General features: G+C 66.8%; 18 protein-coding genes. 8 read left to right on the top strand and 10 right to left on the bottom strand.

Annotation, left to right across the window (positions count from 1 at the left end):
* Entirely contained in the window at positions 1-321 is a 321-nt protein-coding gene (locus AT701_RS02815) for an L-rhamnose mutarotase (protein ID WP_011727046.1), read from the bottom strand.
* Between the two features lie 271 nt (positions 322-592).
* Here AT701_RS02815 and AT701_RS02810 point away from each other — a divergent pair, with 271 nt between their 5' ends.
* Positions 593-1,042 carry an STAS domain-containing protein gene (locus tag AT701_RS02810; RefSeq protein ID WP_014876808.1) on the top strand — a complete coding sequence of 150 codons (450 nt, stop codon included), beginning with the start codon at positions 593-595 and terminating at the stop codon, positions 1,040-1,042.
* A 270-nt stretch (positions 1,043-1,312) separates the two neighbouring features.
* On the opposite strand, the gene AT701_RS02805 is transcribed toward AT701_RS02810, so the two are convergent.
* Positions 1,313-2,527: a CaiB/BaiF CoA transferase family protein gene (locus tag AT701_RS02805; RefSeq protein WP_029104252.1), complete on the bottom strand. Its 1,215-nt coding sequence runs from the start codon at positions 2,525-2,527 to the stop codon at positions 1,313-1,315.
* 249 nt (positions 2,528-2,776) lie between these two features.
* Between AT701_RS02805 and AT701_RS02800 the strand changes: the two genes are divergently transcribed.
* Positions 2,777-3,058: a hypothetical protein gene (locus AT701_RS02800; RefSeq protein WP_036452461.1), complete on the top strand. Its 282-nt coding sequence runs from the start codon at positions 2,777-2,779 to the stop codon at positions 3,056-3,058.
* Positions 3,059-3,070: 12 nt separating this feature from the next.
* Here AT701_RS02800 and AT701_RS02795 read toward each other — a convergent pair whose 3' ends face one another.
* Entirely contained in the window at positions 3,071-4,525 is a 1,455-nt protein-coding gene (locus AT701_RS02795) for an NAD-dependent succinate-semialdehyde dehydrogenase (RefSeq protein ID WP_003892003.1), read from the bottom strand.
* A 2-nt stretch (positions 4,526-4,527) separates the two neighbouring features.
* Positions 4,528-5,874 (bottom strand): 4-aminobutyrate--2-oxoglutarate transaminase, encoded by a 1,347-nt coding sequence (gabT, locus tag AT701_RS02790; protein ID WP_058125113.1) that lies wholly within the window; start codon positions 5,872-5,874, stop codon positions 4,528-4,530.
* A 109-nt stretch (positions 5,875-5,983) separates the two neighbouring features.
* Between gabT and AT701_RS02785 the strand changes: the two genes are divergently transcribed.
* Positions 5,984-7,471 carry a PucR family transcriptional regulator gene (locus AT701_RS02785; protein WP_058125112.1) on the top strand — a complete coding sequence of 496 codons (1,488 nt, stop codon included), beginning with the start codon at positions 5,984-5,986 and terminating at the stop codon, positions 7,469-7,471.
* On the opposite strand, the gene AT701_RS02780 is transcribed toward AT701_RS02785, so the two are convergent.
* The 5 genes from AT701_RS02780 to AT701_RS02760 are packed head-to-tail and all read right to left on the bottom strand — an operon-like array spanning position 7,461 to position 14,011.
* The gene (locus AT701_RS02780) at positions 7,461-8,255 is read right to left on the bottom strand and encodes an acyl-CoA thioesterase (protein ID WP_058125111.1); all 795 of its coding nucleotides are present in this window, start codon (positions 8,253-8,255) and stop codon (positions 7,461-7,463) included. The genes AT701_RS02785 and AT701_RS02780 overlap by 11 nt on opposite strands.
* A gap of 22 nt (positions 8,256-8,277) precedes the next feature.
* On the bottom strand, positions 8,278-9,414 hold the full coding sequence (locus AT701_RS02775) for an acyl-CoA dehydrogenase family protein (protein ID WP_003891999.1): 1,137 nt from the start codon (positions 9,412-9,414) through the stop codon (positions 8,278-8,280).
* A 3-nt stretch (positions 9,415-9,417) separates the two neighbouring features.
* Complete coding sequence (locus AT701_RS02770; RefSeq protein ID WP_223495297.1) at positions 9,418-10,635, bottom strand: MFS transporter; 1,218 nt, start codon at positions 10,633-10,635, stop codon at positions 9,418-9,420.
* Between the two features lie 47 nt (positions 10,636-10,682).
* The gene (locus AT701_RS02765; protein WP_011727041.1) at positions 10,683-13,574 is read right to left on the bottom strand and encodes an MMPL/RND family transporter; all 2,892 of its coding nucleotides are present in this window, start codon (positions 13,572-13,574) and stop codon (positions 10,683-10,685) included.
* Entirely contained in the window at positions 13,571-14,011 is a 441-nt protein-coding gene (locus tag AT701_RS02760; protein WP_014876806.1) for an MmpS family transport accessory protein, read from the bottom strand. Before AT701_RS02760 ends, AT701_RS02765 begins: the two co-directional genes overlap by 4 nt.
* 241 nt (positions 14,012-14,252) lie before the next feature.
* Here AT701_RS02760 and AT701_RS02755 point away from each other — a divergent pair, with 241 nt between their 5' ends.
* On the top strand, positions 14,253-14,849 hold the full coding sequence (locus tag AT701_RS02755; RefSeq protein ID WP_011727040.1) for a sigma-70 family RNA polymerase sigma factor: 597 nt from the start codon (positions 14,253-14,255) through the stop codon (positions 14,847-14,849).
* Here the strand turns inward: AT701_RS02755 and AT701_RS02750 are convergent.
* Positions 14,816-15,469, bottom strand: a complete 654-nt coding sequence (locus tag AT701_RS02750; RefSeq protein ID WP_011727039.1) for a sigma-70 family RNA polymerase sigma factor — start codon at positions 15,467-15,469, stop codon at positions 14,816-14,818. The genes AT701_RS02755 and AT701_RS02750 overlap by 34 nt on opposite strands.
* Positions 15,470-15,784: 315 nt before the next feature.
* Here AT701_RS02750 and AT701_RS02745 point away from each other — a divergent pair, with 315 nt between their 5' ends.
* From AT701_RS02745 to AT701_RS02730, 4 genes are read left to right on the top strand one after another with little or no spacing between them, the layout of a single operon-like run.
* Positions 15,785-16,306: an MSMEG_0572/Sll0783 family nitrogen starvation response protein gene (locus tag AT701_RS02745; protein WP_003891993.1), complete on the top strand. Its 522-nt coding sequence runs from the start codon at positions 15,785-15,787 to the stop codon at positions 16,304-16,306.
* Positions 16,307-16,318: 12 nt separating this feature from the next.
* Positions 16,319-17,218, top strand: coding sequence for a carbon-nitrogen hydrolase family protein (locus AT701_RS02740; RefSeq protein ID WP_058127510.1), 900 nt, complete (start codon positions 16,319-16,321; stop codon positions 17,216-17,218).
* Complete coding sequence (locus AT701_RS02735; RefSeq protein WP_003891991.1) at positions 17,211-17,507, top strand: MSMEG_0570 family nitrogen starvation response protein; 297 nt, start codon at positions 17,211-17,213, stop codon at positions 17,505-17,507. The genes AT701_RS02740 and AT701_RS02735 overlap by 8 nt, the downstream gene beginning before the upstream one ends.
* The gene (locus AT701_RS02730) at positions 17,504-18,775 is read left to right on the top strand and encodes an MSMEG_0569 family flavin-dependent oxidoreductase (RefSeq protein ID WP_003891990.1); all 1,272 of its coding nucleotides are present in this window, start codon (positions 17,504-17,506) and stop codon (positions 18,773-18,775) included. Before AT701_RS02735 ends, AT701_RS02730 begins: the two co-directional genes overlap by 4 nt.
* Positions 18,776-18,780 lie beyond the last annotated feature (5 nt).

Raw genomic sequence — 18,780 nt, 5'->3', positions numbered from 1 at the left:
TCATGCCAGGTGGAAGTACTCGAACAGGGGCGTCATCAGCTGGTCGGGGTTGGACCCGTCGCTGACGAAGAACTCGGCCATGTTGGCCTGCCACCGCGCGTTGACGTCGGTCTCCGCCATGCGTTTCTGCGCCGAGGCGAAGTCGTCGGTCTCCAGGTAGCCGACCACCAGTCCGTCGCTCTCGCGGACGAACAACGAGTAGTTGTGCCACCCGGCTTCCGACAGTGCCTCCAGCATTTCAGGCCAGACCTGCTCGTGGGCCGTGAGGTACTCGTCCATCCGCTCGGGCCTGAGCTGGAGGACGAAGCAGACGCGCTGCATGGTGGGTGCGGCTGAGGCAGTCAAATTCGCTCCGTATTGAAACGTTTCAATTCGTGATGGCGGTCACGCTAGACCACGGCGTGATCCGCCGTCAAGTGTCCCCACCAGCACCATTCGCGCCCCAGGACCTTACCGGCGAGTACGTTCCTGGCGTTCTTAGCAAAGTCTCAACGCTGGCACCCTGCCGCCTTAGATTGCGCCCTTAGCGTTGTGCTCAAGGTTGAAGCGAAGAAGCCCAACCGCCAGCTCGAAGAACGACGGGAGGCTGATCATGACTATCACGAGCAACACCCCGGCTTCGGACAATCATTTTCGGTACGGCAATCCTGCAGTGGTCTGTGACGGCGCGTCGATGCGTGCGCATCACCGGCAGCTCGCGACCGTGGTGACGGTCAAGGGTGCCATCGGCAGTGAAAATCTGGACCAGATCTCGGCGTACGTCCGCCGCCTCGTCATTCCCGAGAAGTCCATCGTGCTCGATCTGAGTGGGGTGAACAGCTTTGCACCGCAAGCCGTTTCACTCTTCTACGCCATCGACGCACGTTGCGGTGAACTGGGCGTGGACTGGGCGGTCGTCGCCAGCGGCGCCGTGCTGGCCGAACTCGACGACGACGACGCCGGTGTGCCGCTGACGGCATCGGTACCCGACGCTCTGCATCACTTCGCCGAGGGCACCATGGCCCGCCGGCGACTCCTGCCCCTGCTCGTCAAGAGCGCCTGACCAGAAAGGCCAACCCGCCATGCTGATCGACATCCGTTGGCTGAGCGTCCTGCTGCACCGCCGGCACCGTCTCTCACAACTGCAGTTGACCGCACGCTGAGACCGGGCCCCCGGGCCCTCCGGCAACATCGTCGACACGCCCGTGACAGGGCGGAGACGGGACCGTTACCCGCCGGGATTCTCCGAAACACAGCGAAAGGGCTGTCGGACATCACGTCCGACAGCCCTTTCGTTTGTCTGTTCTCGATCCGCCGGAGGAATCCGCAATTCTCAGGCGATCGCGCCCACGTCCTTGAGTTTCCCGATTCGGTCCCAGTCCAGCCCCAGCTCCATGAGCACCACCTCGGTGTGCTCGGAGGCCTGCGGGGCGCGCGTGGTCTCCAGCGGTTCATGGTTGAACTGCACGGGTCCGCGCACCACGCGGAACGGTTCGCCGCCGTCGGCCGCCTCGACCTCGACGACCATGTCGTTGGCGATGGCCTGCTCGTCGGTCGCCAGGTCGACCAGGCTCTGGAACGGCGCCCACTGCCCCTTCATGGTCTTGAGGTGCCGGCGCCAGTACTCGAACGGCCTGCTGCGGATCGCCTCGGCGATGCGCTCGGCGGCCTCTGCGGCGTGCTCGATGAGCGGCAGCACGTCGCAGAACCGCGGATCGTCGGCGAGTTCGGCCAGGCCGAGATGCTCGAAAGTGTCCCGGATGTAGCCGGTGGGGCTCACGATGCACAGGTTGATGGTGCCGCCGTCGGACGTCTGGTAGTTCCCCAGGAACGGGTTGACCGTGGGCCCGATCGTGTCGGGCATCTGGGAACGCATGGTCTCGCCGGTCTCCATGCCCTGCGTGACGCTCGCGCCCGCGGCCCACCACGCGGTGGACAGCAGGGACACGTCGACCTCGAGCGCCTCGCCCGTGCGGTCGCGGTGGAACAGCGCCGCGGCGATCCCGCCCGCGATGTTCATCCCGCCGATCGAGTCGCCGAACGCGGGGATCCCCTGCGACAACGCGCCGCCGAGTTCCTCGGGTGTCAGGGCGTGCCCCACACCGCTGCGGGTCCAGAACGCGGTGCCGTCGAACCCGCCGGCGAGCCGCTCGGGCCCCTTGTCGCCGTACGCGCTGCCGCGCGCGTAGATGATGTTCGGGTTCACCGCCCGGATGTGCTCGACGTCGAACTTGTTCTTCTCCCGGGCCTGCGGCATGTAGTTGGTGAGGAAGACATCCGACACCTGCGCCAACTCGTAGAGCACCTCCTGCCCCTCGGGCTTGGACACGTCGATGCCGACGCTGCGCTTGCCGCGGTTGGGATGCTCGATCAGCGGATGCCGGTTGGGGTCGAGCTGGAACCCGCCCATGTTGATGAAGCCCCGCTGGGTGTCGCCCCGCACAGGATGCTCAACCTTGATCACGTCGGCGCCCCAGTCGGCGAGGATCGCTCCGGCCGCGGGAACGAACGTGAACTGCGCGACCTCCAACACCCGTACACCCTGCATGACCTTGATCAAGGCGGCCCCTAACCGTTGTGTTTACGGTAAGTGTAGCGGGAACTTTCAGGCCGCTTTCCGCCGAAACGTCATTCCAGCAGGGAAATTTCGAGAAGAAGCCTGCCGGAATGCCGTTTCGGCGCGAGCAAAGAGACTTAGACTGAAGCCACTGTGACCGCGTACAGCGGCGGGTGGGCACCCTGGCCGTATTCGACGCCTACGCGCCGGCACCGTTTGACCCGGTGGCAGGCGCGTCGCTTGAGTCGGCGGTTCGCCGGTGTGGGCGTGGGCATCGCCGCGACGCGCCTGCGCGAACTCGCCGACGGGGCACCCGCCGCCGCCGGTGAACTCGCGGACGTCGAATTCGCGTTCGTCGCAACAGAGCTCAGGCACGACGAACAGCTCGCCAGGATACGGCGCGGCAAGCGCGCCTGCGTCAGTTGCCTGATCACCGTGGCGGTGGGTGTGCTCATGATCGTCTCGCTGATAAGCATGGTGCTGCTGCTGTTCAGCCTGATACTGCACAGCACCCCGTACTGAGCGCCCCGGAATTCAGTCGAACGCGACGCTGAAGTACTGGGTCTCCTGGAACTCCTGCAGTCCCTCGCGGGCGCCTTCGCGGCCCAGACCGCTCTGCTTCATCCCGCCGAACGGCGCCGACGGATCCGATACCGCACCCCGGTTGACGCCGACCATGCCCGCGTCGATGCGTTCGGCGATCCGCAGCGCATCCTGCAGGCGACCGGCGAAAACGTAGGCTGCCAAACCATATTCGGTGTCGTTGGCCCAGCGCAGCAGTTCGTCCTCGTCCTCCCAGGCCACCACGGGAGCGACCGGGCCGAAGATCTCGTCGGTCAGGATCGCCGCGTCCGGTGCGACGTCGGTCAGCAGGGTCGGTGCGACGAACCAGCCCTCGGTGGGCGTGGGGGCCTTCGCCGCGACGACCGCGCCGTCGGCGACCGCGGCGTCGATCGCCGCGGACACGCGCTGCGCGGCGCGCGGACTGACCAGCGGGCCGATCTCCGATGCCGGGTCGGCGGCCGGGCCCACGCGCAGCGCCTCGATCTTGGCGGCGAACGCCGCGACGAACTCGTCGTGCACCGAGGCGTGCACGTAGAACCGGTTGGCGGCGGTGCACACCTGGCCCGCGCCACGGAATTTCGCGAGCATCGCACCCTCGACCGCTTTGGCGATGTCGGCGTCGGCGGTCACCACGAACGGTGCGTTGCCGCCGAGTTCCATGCTGGCGTTGACGACACGGTCGGCGGCCTGCTTGAGCAGCACCCGCCCGATGCCGGTGGACCCCGTGAATGAGATCTTGCGGACCCGTGCGTCGGCGAGCCACGCCGACACCACCGCACCCGCGTCGCTGGTCGGCACCAGGTTGACCACGCCTGCAGGTACCCCGGCGTCGGTGAGGATGGCCGCGATCGCCAGGGCGGTCAGCGGTGTCTCGGCCGCAGGCTTGAGCACCACGGTGCACCCCGCGGCCAGCGCGGGTGCGATCTTGCGAGTCGCCATGGCGGCCGGAAAGTTCCACGGCGTTACCAGCGCGGCGACGCCGACGGGCTTGTGCGTCACCAGAGTTCGTGCGTTGCCTGCCGGGTTGCTGCCGAAGGCGCCGTCGGTGCGCACGGCCTCCTCGCTGAACCAGCGGAAGAACTCGGCGGCGTAGGTGACCTCGGCGCGGGCATCGGCCTGCGACTTGCCGTTCTCGGCGCACACCAGCGCGCTGAGCCGGTCGATGTCGGCGAGGATCAGTTCGTATGCGCGACGCAGGATCTCGCTGCGCTCACGCGGGCTGGTGGCGGCCCACGCGCCGAACGCCTTCTGTGCGGCGTCGACCGCGGCCACCGCATCGGCGGCCGAGCCGTCGGACACCGCGGCGATCACCTCGCCCGTCGCGGGATCGTGCACGTCGAACGTGGCGTCGGCGCCGCGGGCGTTGCCGTCGATGAGGATGCCGTGCTTGGCGTCGAGCCCGGCGATCGCGTCCTGGTAGTTCATGTTCACTTCACCTCTGCGAACACTGCGGCCAGGATGTCGAGTCCTTCGTCGAGCAGGTGGTCGGGCATGCTCAGCGGGGGCAGGAAGCGCAGCACGTTGCCGTAGGTGCCGCACGTCAGCACCACCAGGCCCTGCGCGTGCGCAGCGGCGGCGACGCGCTTGGTCAGGTCGGCGTCGGGCTCGGTGGTGCCCGGCTTGACCAGTTCGACAGCGATCATGGCGCCGCGGCCACGCACCTCGCCGATGCGCGGATCGGCTGCGGCGAGCGCACCGAGGCGGCTCAGCATGGTCTCGCCGATCGCGCGGGCCCGCGCGACGAGGTTTTCACGCTCGATGGTGTCGATCACCGCGAGCGCGGCGGCACACGCCAGCGGGTTGCCGCCGTAGGTGCCGCCGAGGCCACCGGACTGCGGGCCGTCCATGATCTCGGCGCGACCGGTCACCGCCGACAGCGGCAGACCGCCTGCGATGCCCTTGGCGGTGACGATCAGATCGGGCACCACGTTCTCGTGCTCGCACGCGAACAGCGCACCGGTGCGGGCGAATCCGGTCTGCACCTCGTCGGCGACGAACACCGCGCCGTTGTCGGTGCACCACTTCTGCAGAGCGCCGAGGAATCCCGGTGCGGGAACGACAAATCCGCCCTCACCGTGGACGGGTTCGATCACCACGGCGGCGACGTTGTCGGCGCCGACCTGCTTGTTGATCAGGTCGAGGGCGTGCGCCGCGGCGGCCGCGCCGTCGGTCTCGCCGTCGCGGAACGGGTACGACGTGGGCACGCGGTACACCTCGTTGGCGAACGGGCCGAAGCCGTGCTTGTACGGCTGGTTCTTGGCGGTCATCGCCATGGTCAGGTTGGTGCGGCCGTGGTAGGCGTGGTCGAACACCACCACCGCCTGCCTGCGGGTGTAGGCACGCGCGATCTTGACCGCGTTCTCGACGGCTTCGGCGCCGGAGTTGAACAGCGCCGTGCGCTTCTCGTGATCGCCCGGGGTGAGCCGGTTGAGGTGCTCGGCCACCTTCACGTATCCCTCGTAGGGCGTGACCATGAAGCACGTGTGGGTGAACGCTGCGACCTGCTGCGTCACCGCGTCGACGACGGCGGGTGCGCTGTTGCCGACGGTGGTGACGGCGATGCCCGAGCCGAAGTCGATGAGCTGGTTGCCGTCGGCGTCCGCGAGCACGCCGCCACCGGCCGCGACGATGTAGACCGGCAGCGTCACGCCGACACCCGCCGCCACGGCACTCTGCTTGCGCGCCTGCAGCTCCTGCGAGATCGGGCCGGGAATGGCGGTGACGAGCCGGCGTTCCTGGGTGAGTGTCCGACCGGCGATCTCGGCGATGGTCACGGGTGTCCTCCTTGTGCGGGTATGTGAGTCCACGGTAAATACGCAGGTCACGTGCGTGCAGTGCATCTAAGCACAACTTTTCTGCAGTCGGCTGTGCAAAACTGTCAGCATGGTCAGCGTCTCCGAGGTCCTGGGTGTGCGAGCGCTCGGGTTGCGCGGTGTGCTCGTGGGCCGGGCCGACGCCGACATCCGTTGGGTCGCCACGAGCGAACTGCCCGATCCGACGCCGTTTCTCGAAGGTGGCGAGATCCTGCTCACCACCGGCATCGAGACGCGCACCTGGGGTCGGGAATGGGACGACTACGTGCGGCGGCTGGCCGGCGCCGCGGTCGCGGCCGTGGGTTTCGGCATCGGGTTGACACACGAACGCACCCCCACCGCGCTGATCGCCGCGTGCCGCGAACACGACGTCAACCTCTTCGAGGTGCCGCGGCGCACGACGTTCGTCGCGATCAGCCGGGAGGTGGCGCGCCTGCTCTCCGAGCAGGAATCGGCCGCCACACAGGCCGCGCTGCAGACCCAGAGGAAGTTGATCTCCGCGGCGACGAAACGCGATCCCGCAACAGCCGTGGTCACGGCCCTGGCCCAGGCACTCGACGGGGCGGCGTGCCTGATGTCCCCCGACGGGCGAGCGCTGACCGGCCCGGTCGGTCCGCGGCGCGGCGAGTTCCCGTTCGACGACGCAGCCGCCGACGTCCGGCGCCTGCAGACACAGGCCGGACGATCGGCTGCCACGCAGTCCCGTCCGGCATTGTCGTTGTCGGTGCAGCCCATCGGATTACGCGGCAGGCCCGCGGCGTATCTCGCGACGATGGGTCCGGTGCGGCTCTCGGATGCCGAACGCGACGCCCTGACCACCTCGGTCGCCGTTCTGGGCCTGGTCGACGAACAGCGCCGCAGTCGCTCAACGACACGTCAGCACCTGCACAGTCGCGCGATCGAGTTGCTCGCGGGAAACGATTCCCGCACAGCGCAGTTGATCCTCGAGGTGGATGCGCCCGCACTCGTCATCCCGGAGCGGATCAGATTCTTGCGGGCCACCGGCGGTGATTCCGAGATCACCGACGCCGTCACCGCCCTCGAGCGGCGCGGCATCCTCGCAGGCACCTACGCCGACGAACTCTGCGCCGTCGCGGTTCCCGAGCGGGCCGAGGCCGCCGGCGAGTCGATGGTGGACGCGGGACTGCAGGTGGGCGTCGGCGCCGCGGTGCCGTCGGACGACGGCGCGTCGGGCTACCGTACGGCAGGCCTCGCGCTGGCCCAGACCACGCCCACCGCAGCGCTCGTGGTGTGGGACCACGTCGTCAACGACGGGCCGCTGGGGCTCATCGATCCGCAGCGGGCCGCGGCATTCGCCGAATCCTGGTTGTCCGGGCTGGATTCCGAGCAGTTGGAGACGCTGCGGTGCTTCCTGCGCCATCACGGTTCGCGGCTCAAGGTGGCCGAGGAACTAGGCCTGCACCGCAACACCGTCCGCAACCGCCTCGACGCGATCGAGGCGCTGCTGCCCGGGCGGCTCGACGACCCGCAGACGCGGGTCAGTGCGTGGATCGCGCTGCAGTCGTTGCCGCCCGAGAACCGGCCGGTCAGCCCTTGAAGTACACGTACTGATGTGACGTCGCGAGCGGCACGCCGTCGCGGCTCCACAGGTGTGCGGTCTGGTCGAAATAGCCCCGTGTGAACTGGTGCGCACGCGCGGTGCCGAGAACGAAATCGTCACCGGCGGAGTCGATCTGCGCGGCATTCGCGTGATAGTAGATCGTGAGCGTCACGGTGCCCGCCGGCAGGAACTGCCCGCGGCGCAGGAACACCCGCGGGAAGAAGATGTCACCGACCGCGGTGAGCGCCGCGAAATCGAGTGGCCGCGCAGGGTTGTTGCGCACCCACAGCGTGGTGGTCGACGAGTCCGACCCGGGCCCCTCGGCCGCGGGCACCGCGCCGTCGACGTACCGGATGTCGTAGTTGGCGAACCACGTCAGCGGCGACGCCGCCTGCTCCAGCCCGTCAGGTTCCGGTGCGGACGGCGGCGTGGCCTCGGCATCCGACCAGGTGTCGCGGCGCAGCCCGAAAACCGCTGTCGCGGTGGTCTTCACCTCGCCACCCTGACTCTGTTCGACGATCCAGTGCTGGTTGGACCGGTTGGTGCGGACCAGTTTGGTGTCGACGTCGAAGTCGCCGTCGGCGATCGGGGCGACGTAGTTGACGGTCAGCGCGATCGGCTGGCCGTGACACTGCGGATGCAGTTGGATCGCGCGGATCAACGCGGCCGCGGTGATCCCGCCGAACGGGCCCACCATGTTCGCCCACTCGGGCACGGTGCTGCCCTGGAAGTGGCCGTCGCCGGCGGGTTGCAGGTCGATCGCCTTGTCGAAGACACTCACCCAGGCCAGGTTACCGAGCGTGTCACGACACCTTCTTGACCGGTTGTGCGTAGTTCGGTTTCCCCAGGCCCAGACCGTGCTGGGCGATCATGTTGCGGAACACCTCAAGGGTGCCGCCGTAGATGCCGGTGGGCCCGGCCAGCCGGAAGATGTACTCCACACCGTCGGTCAGCGCACCCGCCGGACCGAGGATGTCCATGAGGTCCGGTGTCACGTCACGCATGGTCTGCGCGATGGCGACGCGTCCGTACATGTCCGGTGTACTCATCGCGGCCTCCGTGCAGGCGATGCCACGCCCCAGCCGGAACCGGGACGCCCCGTCGCCGGGTGCCTGGGCGGCAACGAGGTCGAGCGCCTCGGCCATCAGCGTGATGTGCTCGGTCATCGTGGCGATCTTCTGCAGGCCGTGCGTGTCGCGCTCGAACGTGCCGTGCTCGACGTCCAGGGCCCCGCGCAGCACGCCCCATCCGCCGTTGACGTCACCGACGCGGTAGCGGTCGCTCACCCGGACGTCGCTGTAATAGGTGATGTTGGTGCGGTCACCGTCGACCGTACGGATGCCCTGGATCTCGACGCCGGGGGTGCCGAGCGGCACCAGGAACATGGTGAGGCTGTTGTGCTTGGGCGCCTCGGGATCGGTGTTGGTGACCAGGAAGACGTACTGGGCGTTGTGGGCATTGGACGTGAACATCTTGGAGCCGTTGATGATCCAAGCGTCGCCGTCGCGAACGGCGCGGGTCTTGCATGTCGCGACGTCGGATCCGCCCTCGGGTTCGGTGTATCCCAGGCAGATCCGCACACGTCCGGACAGCACACCGGGCAGCACCTCCTCGACGAGTTCGGGTGTGCCGAACTTCTCGACGGTGTGCGCGGCCATGGCCGTTGTGCCCCAGTGGAACCACGGGGTGTGGGCGCGGCCGATCTCCAGTTCCCAGATGCGTCGCCGCACCGCGCTGAATCCGCCGTCGTCGGCGCAGCGGTAGTCCGCGGCCAGATAGCCTGCGCCACCGAGGGCCAGATGCACCGATTCGTCGAAGTTCTCGCCCGTCTCGCGGTCGCGCCGGATCACCTCGTCGGTGACGATCTCGGCGAGGAACGCCCGCAACTCGTCGCGGAACCGGGTGTCCTCGTCCGACAGCTCGACCCGTGAGAAGTCCATGCCCTACCGTGACATCTTGGCAGGTTTTTGTAAAGCCGCGCCGGAGGCTTTCCGTTGCGGCCGCACGAGCAGGAACAGCGTCCCGCCGATCACTGCCGCACTGCCTGCGACCAGCAGAAAACCGTTGAAGCTGTCGCTTTCGGCCAGCATGCGGCTCAGGATGAGCGCGCCCAGGGCCGAGGACACCCCGATGAGGGCCGAGAGGATGCCCAGCACCGTGCTGTAGACGGAGAGGCTGAACCTGCGGGCGACCAGGTAGGCGATGACGTCGCCCTCAGCGCCCCACGCGGCGCCGAGGCAGCACACCGCGATCACGAGCACGCCGAACCCGTCCCAGGATGACGCCACCAGCAGGCACCCCAGACCCGGAAGCGCCATCGCCACCGCGGCGACGGCCTGCGGCGGCAGCCGGTCGAGTGCCACCCCGCAGACGAACCGGCCGACGATCACCGACGTGGCGAAAACCGTGACGAGCAGCGCGATCCGGTCGCCTGCACCGCTGTCGTCGAGCATCACGCCGAGTTGGCTGGTGGTCACCGAGTGGTACAGATTGCACAGCAGGACACCCGCGAGCAGGATCCAGAACACCGGTGTCCCCGCGATCATCCGGTAGTCACCGGTCCGTCGCTCGCGTGGCGGTCTGGCTTGGTCGGCGGGCATGAGGAGCAGCGCGACCACGCCGATCACCGCGATCATCACCGCGATGGCGACGCATCCCGCGCGCCAGCCGAAGATGCGGTTCACCGCAGCGACGACGGGCGCGCTGACCGCGCCGAGCAGCGGCGGGCCGGAGATCGCGATGGCCAGCGCGAGGCCACGGGCCCGATCGAACCGGGTCGCGACGACACGGCTGTAGATGGCGGGCGTGGTGGTGACACCGAGGGCGATCACCGCGACGTTGATGGCGAAGTACTGCCAGATGGGCCCGGACATCAGCGCATAGCCGAGCCAGCACACCGGCAGGCCGGCGACGCCGACCACCGCGATCCGGCGCACCCCGAACAGGTCGGTGAGCCGCCCGTAGACAGGCAGGAACACGAAGGTCAGCAGCGTGATGACGCCGGTGAGCGCGAAGTCCGAACGCTCCCATCCGAACGCGGCGAGGAACTGTGGTCCCATCGCCGCGTTGGTGTAGGCGCTCAGCGCGAGCCCGGCGCTCAGGCCGGCGGTGGCTGCGGTCAGTGCCTGCCAATGGGTCCGCAGTTCACCGAGGTAGGCCATCTCCACACCCTGTCATGGCACACGGTGTGGAGAAGGGGGAATCCGGGTCAGCTCGGCACGGGCAGCGCTGCGGTGTCCTCATCGCCTGTGCCGCGGCTGACGGCGGTGGGTCGCCGGAAATGGTTGTCCCCGCGGGGGTAGACCACCTGCGGCCACCAGAACCAGCGACCGAGCAGCGTCGCGATCGACGGCATGAGCAGTGACCGCACGATCAACGTGTCGAGCAACAGACCGATCGCGATGGTCGACCCCATCTGCGCGAGCACCACCAGTTCACTGCCCAGCATCGCGGCCATGGTCGCGGCGAACACCAGACCCGCCGAGGTGACCACCCCGCCCGTGCCGGCCATCGACCGGATGATCCCGGTTTTCAGCCCCGCGTGGATCTCGTCCTTGAAGCGCGAGACGAGCAGCAGGTTGTAGTCCGAACCGACGGCCAGCAGGATGATGACCGACATCAACATGACCAGCCAGTGCACCTCCACGCCGAACAGGTCCTGCCACAGCAGTACCGAAATGCCGAACGACGCCGCGATCGAGCTTGCCGCGGTGCCCACGATGACCAGCGCGGCCACCGCACTGCGGGTCAGGATGAGCATGATCATGAAGATCAGCGTCAGCGCCGACACGACCGCGATCATCAGGTCGTAGCGCGCACCGTCGCTCATGTCCTTGTAGGTCGCCGCGGTACCGCCCAGGAAGATCTTGGCGTCCGACAGCGACGACATCTTCAGACCTTCTTGCGCGGCAGTGCGTTCGGCGTTCACACGGGCGATGCCCTCCGGTGTCGCCGGATCGCTCTGGTGGGTGATGAACATGCGTGCAGACTTGCCGTCCGGTGACAGGAACATCTTGAGCCCGCGTTCGAAATCCGGGTTCTGGAACGCCTCGGGCGGCAGGTAGAAGAAGTCGTCGTTCTTCGCCTCGTCGAAGCTCTGCCCCATCGCCAGCGCGGTGTCGTTCATGGCCTGCATCTGGTCCAGCAGGGCCTTCTGCGAGTTGTACGACGCGAGCGACAGATCGCGGCTGGTCTTCATCGACGCGATGGTCTGCGGCAGCAGAGCGGTCAACTGCGGTGCGAGGTCCGCCAATTCATCGGTGTTGACCTGCACTGCCGACGTTCGGTCGGTCAACTCGTCGACGGTGTCGAGGGAGTCGAACAACGATCGCGCGGCCGCGCACATCGGGATGTCGAAACAGTGTGGCTCCCAGTAGAAGTAATTGCGCAACGGCCGGAACTGGTCGTCGAAGTTGGCGATGTTGTCGCGCAGTTGCTTGGTGACCTCGAGCAGTTCGCGCGACTTCTCCGCCGAGTCCTGCGTGAGCTTGGTCTGCCGCAGCGACAGTTCGTACTGCTTCTCCATGATGGCGATCGATTGGTTCGTCGCCTCGACCATCTTGAGCTGGTTGTCCAACTGCGCACGCTGGAACGGCAGGTTCAGGTTGCTGGTCTGTCCCTGGATCGCGGTCTGGAACGGAATCGAGCTGTGCTGGATGGGGATTCCGAGTGGACGCGTGATGCTCTGGACCATCGCGATGCCCTGCGTGCGCAGCACGTTCTTGGCCACGCGGTCGAGCACCAGCATGTCGGCCGGGTTCCGCATGTCGTGGTCGGCCTCGACCATGAGGATGTCGGGGTTCATGCGCGCCTGCGTGAAATGCCGGTCCGCCGCGGCGAACCCGATGTTGACCGGGGCATCGTCGGGCAGGTACCAGCGGTCGTTGTAGGCGGGCCGGTAGCCCGGCACGGCGACGACCCCGATGAGCACGATGAACGCGCTCGCCACGAGAATCGGGGCGGGCCAGCGCACGACGGCCGTGCCGACACGTCGCCAGAAGCGGCCTTTGGCAGCGCGTTTCGCCTCGTACAGGCCGACCTTGCTGCCGAGGAACAGCACCGCCGGGCCCATGGTCACCGAACTGGCGACGACCACGATCATGCCGATCGCGACCGGGGCGCCCATGGTGCTGAAGTAGGGCAGCCGCGCGAAACTCAGGCAGTACGTCGCCCCCGCGATCGTCAGACCCGACCCCACGATCACCGGCGACACCGATTTGAACGTCGTGTAATAGGCGGTCTCGGGGTCCTCGCCCGCGCCGCGGGCCTCGCGGTACCGGCCGAACAGGAAGATGCCGTAATCGGTGGCCGCCGCGATCGCGAGCATCGTGAGGATGTTCCCGGCGAACGTGGTCAACCCGAACACGTCGTGCGTCGCGAGCACCGAGATCAGGCCACGCGAGGCCAGCAGGCCCACACCGGTGAGCACGAGCTGGATCAGCGTCGTGACGATCGATCGGTAGACGATGAGCAACATGACCGCTATCGCGACGAGCGTGAACAGCGTGATCTTGCCGAGGCTGGCGTTGCCGATCACGTGCAGGTCGTCGGTGAGGGCTGCGGGCCCCGCGGCGTAGGCCTGCACGCCCGGCGGCGCCGGGGTGTCGGCGATCACCTGCCGCACTTCTTGCACGCCGTCGTTGGCCAGCGTCTGCCCCTGCTCGCCTGCGAGGTTCAGCATCACGTATGCGGCTTTGCCGTCCGCGCTCTGGGCGCCGGCCGCCGTCAGGGTGTCGCCCCAGAAGTCCTGGATGTGCTGAATGTGTTCCGGATCCTGCCGGAGTTTGCGGATGATCTCGTCGTAGTACGCGTGCGCGTCGGGGCCGAGCGGTTCCTGACCCTCGATGACGACCATCACGGTGCTGTTGGAGTCGAACTCCTGGAAGTTGCCGCCCATCCGGTGCATACCGGTCAGCGACGGCGCATCCTCGGGCGCCATCGGTGCCGAATGCTCCTCGCCGACGATCTCCAGCTGCGGCGCGATGATGTTCACCACGGCGGCGAACGCCACCCAGAACAGGATCACCGGGATTGCCAGGACCCTCAGGGCATGGGGAAGAAGCGGTCTGGAATCGCTGCGGTTGTGCAGGCCTTGAATCATGCAGATTTCACCAAGCAGTAGGTTTGCGCGTCGATCCCGTTGGCCGACTTTTCTTCCCGGACGATCCCGTTGACAGTGACGCGGCAACCGATCTCGTCATTGCTGCCCAGGGCCATCAGGTTCGCGCTGACAGTGGGCAGCGTCGTGGACAACGTGACCGACCAGGGCAGTGTCGTGTTCACCGAATGGACGTTGGCGTCGGTGTCGAAGTAGCTGATCTGGGCCGTGCTGCCGGGTGGCCCGTACACCTCGTAGACCAGGATCTTGGGGTTGAACTGCACAATCTCGATCCCGGCCCCGGCGTTGGCATTCAGATCCTCCGAGCCGAATTTCTCGTGCAGCCGCCACACCACAAGTCCCGAGACAGGAAGGACCACCGCCAGAACCAGCGGGATCCACGCCTGCTTCAGCACACGTGAGAGCAAGCCAGTGTTCACCCAAGACCTCCCGACCCCGGCACCCAGTCACACCTGGCGAATTAGTTCGTTTACCTATGTACAGCGTGGAGCAACTTTACACACGCACACAACCAGGTGCAGCGCAGGGATATTTCCTGTGAGGTCCCTGCGTACATGCTGAAATTAACTCGGCCGTCGGCGATTTCGGGCGATTGGACGCGCCGCCGAGCAATCGACTATTTTTCTATACATAGTCTGTCTATACATCTGGGAGGTGCCCGTGCGCATCGACAACGTCCACTCCTCGGCCGCGTCGGCACGCGACGCCACCGAGTTCATCGCGACAGCACTGCCGTTCGTCGAGGCGATCGAGCGCGGCGCACGCCGCCTGACGACCAACCGCTACGACGCCGAGGATCTGGTGCAGGAAACACTCCTCAAGGCGTACAACGGTTTTCACACCTTCGAGGGCGGGACCAACATGCAGGCATGGCTCTTCCGCATCATGCGTAACACGTGGATATCCAATTTCCGTGCCCAGCAGCGCAATCCGGTCGAGCAGTTGTGTGAGGATTTCACCGACGCACAACTCTCGGCCGGTCTGCGCCACGGGGCAGACGGTGCACGTTCAGCCGAGAACGAAGCTCTCGCACACCTTCCCGACGACGCGGTCCTGGAAGCGCTGCGCGCGATCCCCCAGGCCAACCGGATGGTGGTCTACTACGCCGACGTCGAGGGCTACCCCTACCGCGAAATCGCCACGCTGATGGACACTCCCATCGGCACGGTCATGTCACGGCTGGCACGCGGACGTGCCAGGTTGCGCGTTCTACTCGCCGACCATCAGGCTGCGCTGCCCGCCGGGCGGGCGAGATAGCCACTCTGGTAAGCGAACCCGATGAGGTGTTCGCGCAGACGCCTGCGCCCACGGTGCAACCGGGACATGACGGTTCCCACGGGGACACCCAGCACATCGGCGATCTCCTGGTACCGCATGCCGACCACGTCGGCGTAGTACACGGCCATCCGCTGATGTTCCGGCAGCGCCGCGACCGCGTCGCGCACCTCTGAATCCCCCATGGACTCCAGCGCCGCCAACTCGGCCGAGGCCAGTTCGGTCTCCGACCGCGTCGCGACCGCGGCCAGTTGCGCGTCACTGATCGTGTCGGTGACCACGACATCTGGTCGTCGCTGGGCGGTGTGGTAGGCGTTGATCCACGTGTTCGTGAGGATCTTGAACAGCCATGCCCTGATGTTGGTGCCGTCGCGATACGTGTGAAAACTGCCGTACGCCTTGACCATCGTCTCCTGCACCAGGTCCTCGGCGTCGGCCTGATTGCGCGTGTACCGGCGCGCGACGCCGTAGAGCTGGTCCAGCAGCGGCAGTGCGTCGCGTTCGAACCTCTCGGCGCTGCTGCCGTGGTCGGTCACTTGTGCCTCAGCGGTCACTGCCATGACCCGCTCCTGCCATTGTCGATGCGGTGTGAACTCTTTCATCCAGGAACACCACGAAAGTTACTGCGTGCCGATCCAGGTCCCCAGGGGGTTTACCCCCGGGTTCGCGGCGGTTTACCGCCTCTGGCCACTGGAGTCCACATGTCATGAGAGCCAGCCTGGCACCTCAAGTGAGGTTGAGGTCAAGGCGCATGCTGCACTTATTACGAGCACATTGCCGCTGTGAGATTTCGGCAATTCAGAAGTAGTCCATCCCTAACCACACGGCAATGGCCGGGGCCTGTAATTGACCCAGCCGATCATCCGGCTCCCGGCACTGTCGCCGCCCGCACCCTCATCGCCTCCCTGGAGAGACCCATGCCGTTCGACGAATCCATCACCGAGAACATCAAGAGTTCGCTGGCCGAGATCCCGCATCCGGCGCTGCCGAAGGGCTCCAGCATATATGGCGGTACCAAGATCTTCCCCGACTACCAGGCCGAGGACGGCGAAAGCTATTTCACGCTGGTGCACGGCATCGCGCATGAGTCGTCGGTCGCATTCGTCGCCGTGCTGCAGGCCACCCGCGCGCTGCGCAAGGGGTTCGAATCGGCCATCTACTTCTACGGGCCGGGATCGATCAACTGCCTTGCCACACGCGGATTTCCGAAGACCGGAGACTCCGGTTTCCCGGGTGAACAGAACATCAACGACGCGCTGGCCACCTTCATCAAGGAGGGCGGCACGGTGTTCTGCTGCCGGTTCGGGCTCGGCCTGCACGGCGGACGCGAAGAAGACCTCATCGAGGGCGTCATTCCGGCGCACCCGCTGGACGTCCAGGACGCGCTCATCTACTACGCCCGCAAAGGCGCCATCATCAACTCCACCTACATGGTTTGAGGCCGCGCCATGATGACCACACTCGCCGCCGTTTCGGCGAACTTCACCCGCGACCTGGAACAGAATTTCGCGCTCATCGCCGATCTGGCAGAGCAGGCCCGCGAGAAAGGCGTCGACTTCCTGGTACTTCCGGAAGCCGCCATCGGCGGCTACCTCTCGTCACTGGGCAATCACGGAGACACCGTGCGGGCCACGAGCCGGTCGCTTCCGCCCGCCATCCGCCTCGACGGCCCGGAGATCGCCCGGGTCCAGCAGATCGTCGGTGACCTCGTGGTCGCGATCGGCTTCTGCGAACTGGCCGACGACGGCGAGACGCGGTACAACGCCGCCGCGGTGCTCGACGGATTCGACGTCTACGGCAGCTACCGCAAGGTGCACCAGCCACTCGGCGAGGGCATGTCGTATTCGGCGGGCTCGGACTACGGGGTCTTCGACACACCGGTCGGACGGGTCGGGCTGCAGATCTGCTACGACAAGGCCTTTCCGGAAGCCGCCCGGCTGATGGCACTCGGTGGCGCGCAGATCATCGCCAGTCTGTCGGCGTGGCCGGCCGCCCGCACCGCCACAGCCCAGAACCTCCAGGATGACCGCTGGACCTACCGGTTCAATCTGTTCGACATGGCCCGCGCACTGGACAACCAGGTGTTCTGGGTCGCGTCCAACCAGAGCGGGAGCTTCGGCTCATTGCGATACGTCGGCAACGCCAAGGTGGTCGATCCGGGTGGAAACGTCTTGGCCACAACTCTTCTCGACAGCGGTATGGCGGTCGCCGAGGTCGACATCGACGAGACGTTCCGCACCATGCGGGCCGGGATGTTCCATCTGCGCGACCGCCGACCCGACGTCTACGCACCTTTGACCGACTCCGACGGTCCGCGCACCGCGAAGTGGCGGGAACTCGCCCATGCCTGAGATGACCTTCGAAGTCCGGTGGCCGGACGGCAGCACCCAGCGTTGCTATTCCCCGAGCCTGGTGATCCACGACCATCTGACCGCGGGAACGCATTACGCCGTCGACGATTTCGTGGAGCGCTCGAGCCGAGCACTGGCCGAGGCGAGCGAGCGGGTACGCGCCAAGTACGGCTTCGCCTGCACCTCGGCGGCAGAGACCCGTCAGCGCATCGTCAACGTCGCCCGGCGGTTCAGCGGGGATGCGGTGCTCGAGGTCGTCGCCATGCACCCCGAACCGGGGCCGTCATGACCACCCACGTCCCCGTGGCCGTCATCGGCGGTGGGCAGGCCGGCCTGTCGGTCAGCTGGTACCTGGTGCGGGCAGGCATCGAGCACATCGTGATCGAATCGAAGACCCCGATGCACGCGTGGGCCGACACCCGCTGGGACAACTTCACTCTCGTCACCCCGAACTGGCACTGTAGGCTCCCCGGCTACCCGTATGCCGGACCCGACCCCGACGGCTTCATGACCCGTGACGAGGTCGTCGACTGGCTGGCCGGTTGGCTCGACACCTTCGACCCGCCGCTGCGCAACCACACCCAGGTCACCCGGTTGCAGAACCGCGCCGGTGGCGGCTTCGAGGTGACCCTGCGGGACGAATCCGGTCAGTCGACGCTCACGTGTGACCACGCCGTCATCGCGACCGGCGGATACCCCGTGCCTGTCATCCCGTCGTATGCCGCCCAACTCGACGAGACCATCCTCCAGATCCACTCGGAGCAGTACCGCAACGCAGGCACACTGCCCGACGGGGCCGTGTTGGTGGTCGGCACCGGACAGTCCGGCGCCCAGATCGCCGAGGACCTGCACCTGGCCGGACGCCGGGTCCACCTCGCGGTGGGCGGCGCGCCACGCGTGGCGCGGTTCTACCGTGGCAGGGACTGCATGACCTGGCTTGCCGACATGGGCGTGTACGACCGGCCCGCCCAGCAGTATCCGGGAGGCCAGGCCGCGATCGAGAAGACCAACCACTACGTCACCGGACGAGACGGTGGACGCGATGTGGACCTGCGCCAGTTCGCGACCGAAGGGATGAGGCTCTACGGCACGCTCGCAGACGGGAAGGACTCGACGCTGCGGTTCGAACCCACGCTGGCCGAAGCGCTGGATCACGCCGATTCGGTCTACAACTCGATCTGTTCGGACATCGATGCCCACATCGAGCGCAACGGGATCGACGCACCACCTGCCTCACGGTACGAACCGGTATGGAAGCCCGAAACCGAGACCACCACACTGGATCTCGCTGCGGCCGGGATCACCAGCATCGTGTGGGCGATCGGCTACCGGCCGGATTACCGGTGGATAGCGGCCAGCGCCTTCGACGGCGCGGGCCGGCCGATGCAGACCCGCGGGATCACCAATGTCGCCGGCCTGAGCTTCGTCGGGCTGCCGTGGATGCACACCTGGGGATCCGGCCGCTTCCTCGGCATCGACCGCGATGCCCGGCACATCGCCGCGACGATCATCAGCAGCTACCACGAGTCGGTTTTGCGGCTCGCCATGAAGGTGTAGGTATG

This window comes from Mycolicibacterium smegmatis, assembly GCF_001457595.1.
GTDB classification, from domain to species: Bacteria; Actinomycetota; Actinomycetes; order Mycobacteriales; family Mycobacteriaceae; genus Mycobacterium; species Mycobacterium smegmatis.
This window is presented reverse-complemented; position numbering and strand designations above follow the sequence as displayed.

What these genes read in the sequence shown, in the direction of transcription:
- AT701_RS02735 (WP_003891991.1), top strand. Translation starts at nt 17,211, where the DNA reads ATGCCTGAGATGACCTTCGAAGTCCGGTGGCCGGACGGCAGCACCCAG.
- AT701_RS02770 (WP_223495297.1), bottom strand. Translation starts at nt 10,635, where the DNA reads ATGGCCTACCTCGGTGAACTGCGGACCCATTGGCAGGCACTGACCGCA.
- AT701_RS02785 (WP_058125112.1), top strand. Translation starts at nt 5,984, where the DNA reads ATGGTCAGCGTCTCCGAGGTCCTGGGTGTGCGAGCGCTCGGGTTGCGC.
- AT701_RS02805 (WP_029104252.1), bottom strand. Translation starts at nt 2,527, where the DNA reads ATGCAGGGTGTACGGGTGTTGGAGGTCGCGCAGTTCACGTTCGTTCCC.
- AT701_RS02810 (WP_014876808.1), top strand. Translation starts at nt 593, where the DNA reads ATGACTATCACGAGCAACACCCCGGCTTCGGACAATCATTTTCGGTAC.
- AT701_RS02765 (WP_011727041.1), bottom strand. Translation starts at nt 13,574, where the DNA reads ATGATTCAAGGCCTGCACAACCGCAGCGATTCCAGACCGCTTCTTCCC.
- AT701_RS02795 (WP_003892003.1), bottom strand. Translation starts at nt 4,525, where the DNA reads ATGAACTACCAGGACGCGATCGCCGGGCTCGACGCCAAGCACGGCATC.
- AT701_RS02775 (WP_003891999.1), bottom strand. Translation starts at nt 9,414, where the DNA reads ATGGACTTCTCACGGGTCGAGCTGTCGGACGAGGACACCCGGTTCCGC.
- AT701_RS02730 (WP_003891990.1), top strand. Translation starts at nt 17,504, where the DNA reads ATGACCACCCACGTCCCCGTGGCCGTCATCGGCGGTGGGCAGGCCGGC.
- AT701_RS02750 (WP_011727039.1), bottom strand. Translation starts at nt 15,469, where the DNA reads ATGAAAGAGTTCACACCGCATCGACAATGGCAGGAGCGGGTCATGGCA.
- AT701_RS02815 (WP_011727046.1), bottom strand. Translation starts at nt 321, where the DNA reads ATGCAGCGCGTCTGCTTCGTCCTCCAGCTCAGGCCCGAGCGGATGGAC.
- AT701_RS02745 (WP_003891993.1), top strand. Translation starts at nt 15,785, where the DNA reads ATGCCGTTCGACGAATCCATCACCGAGAACATCAAGAGTTCGCTGGCC.
- AT701_RS02740 (WP_058127510.1), top strand. Translation starts at nt 16,319, where the DNA reads ATGACCACACTCGCCGCCGTTTCGGCGAACTTCACCCGCGACCTGGAA.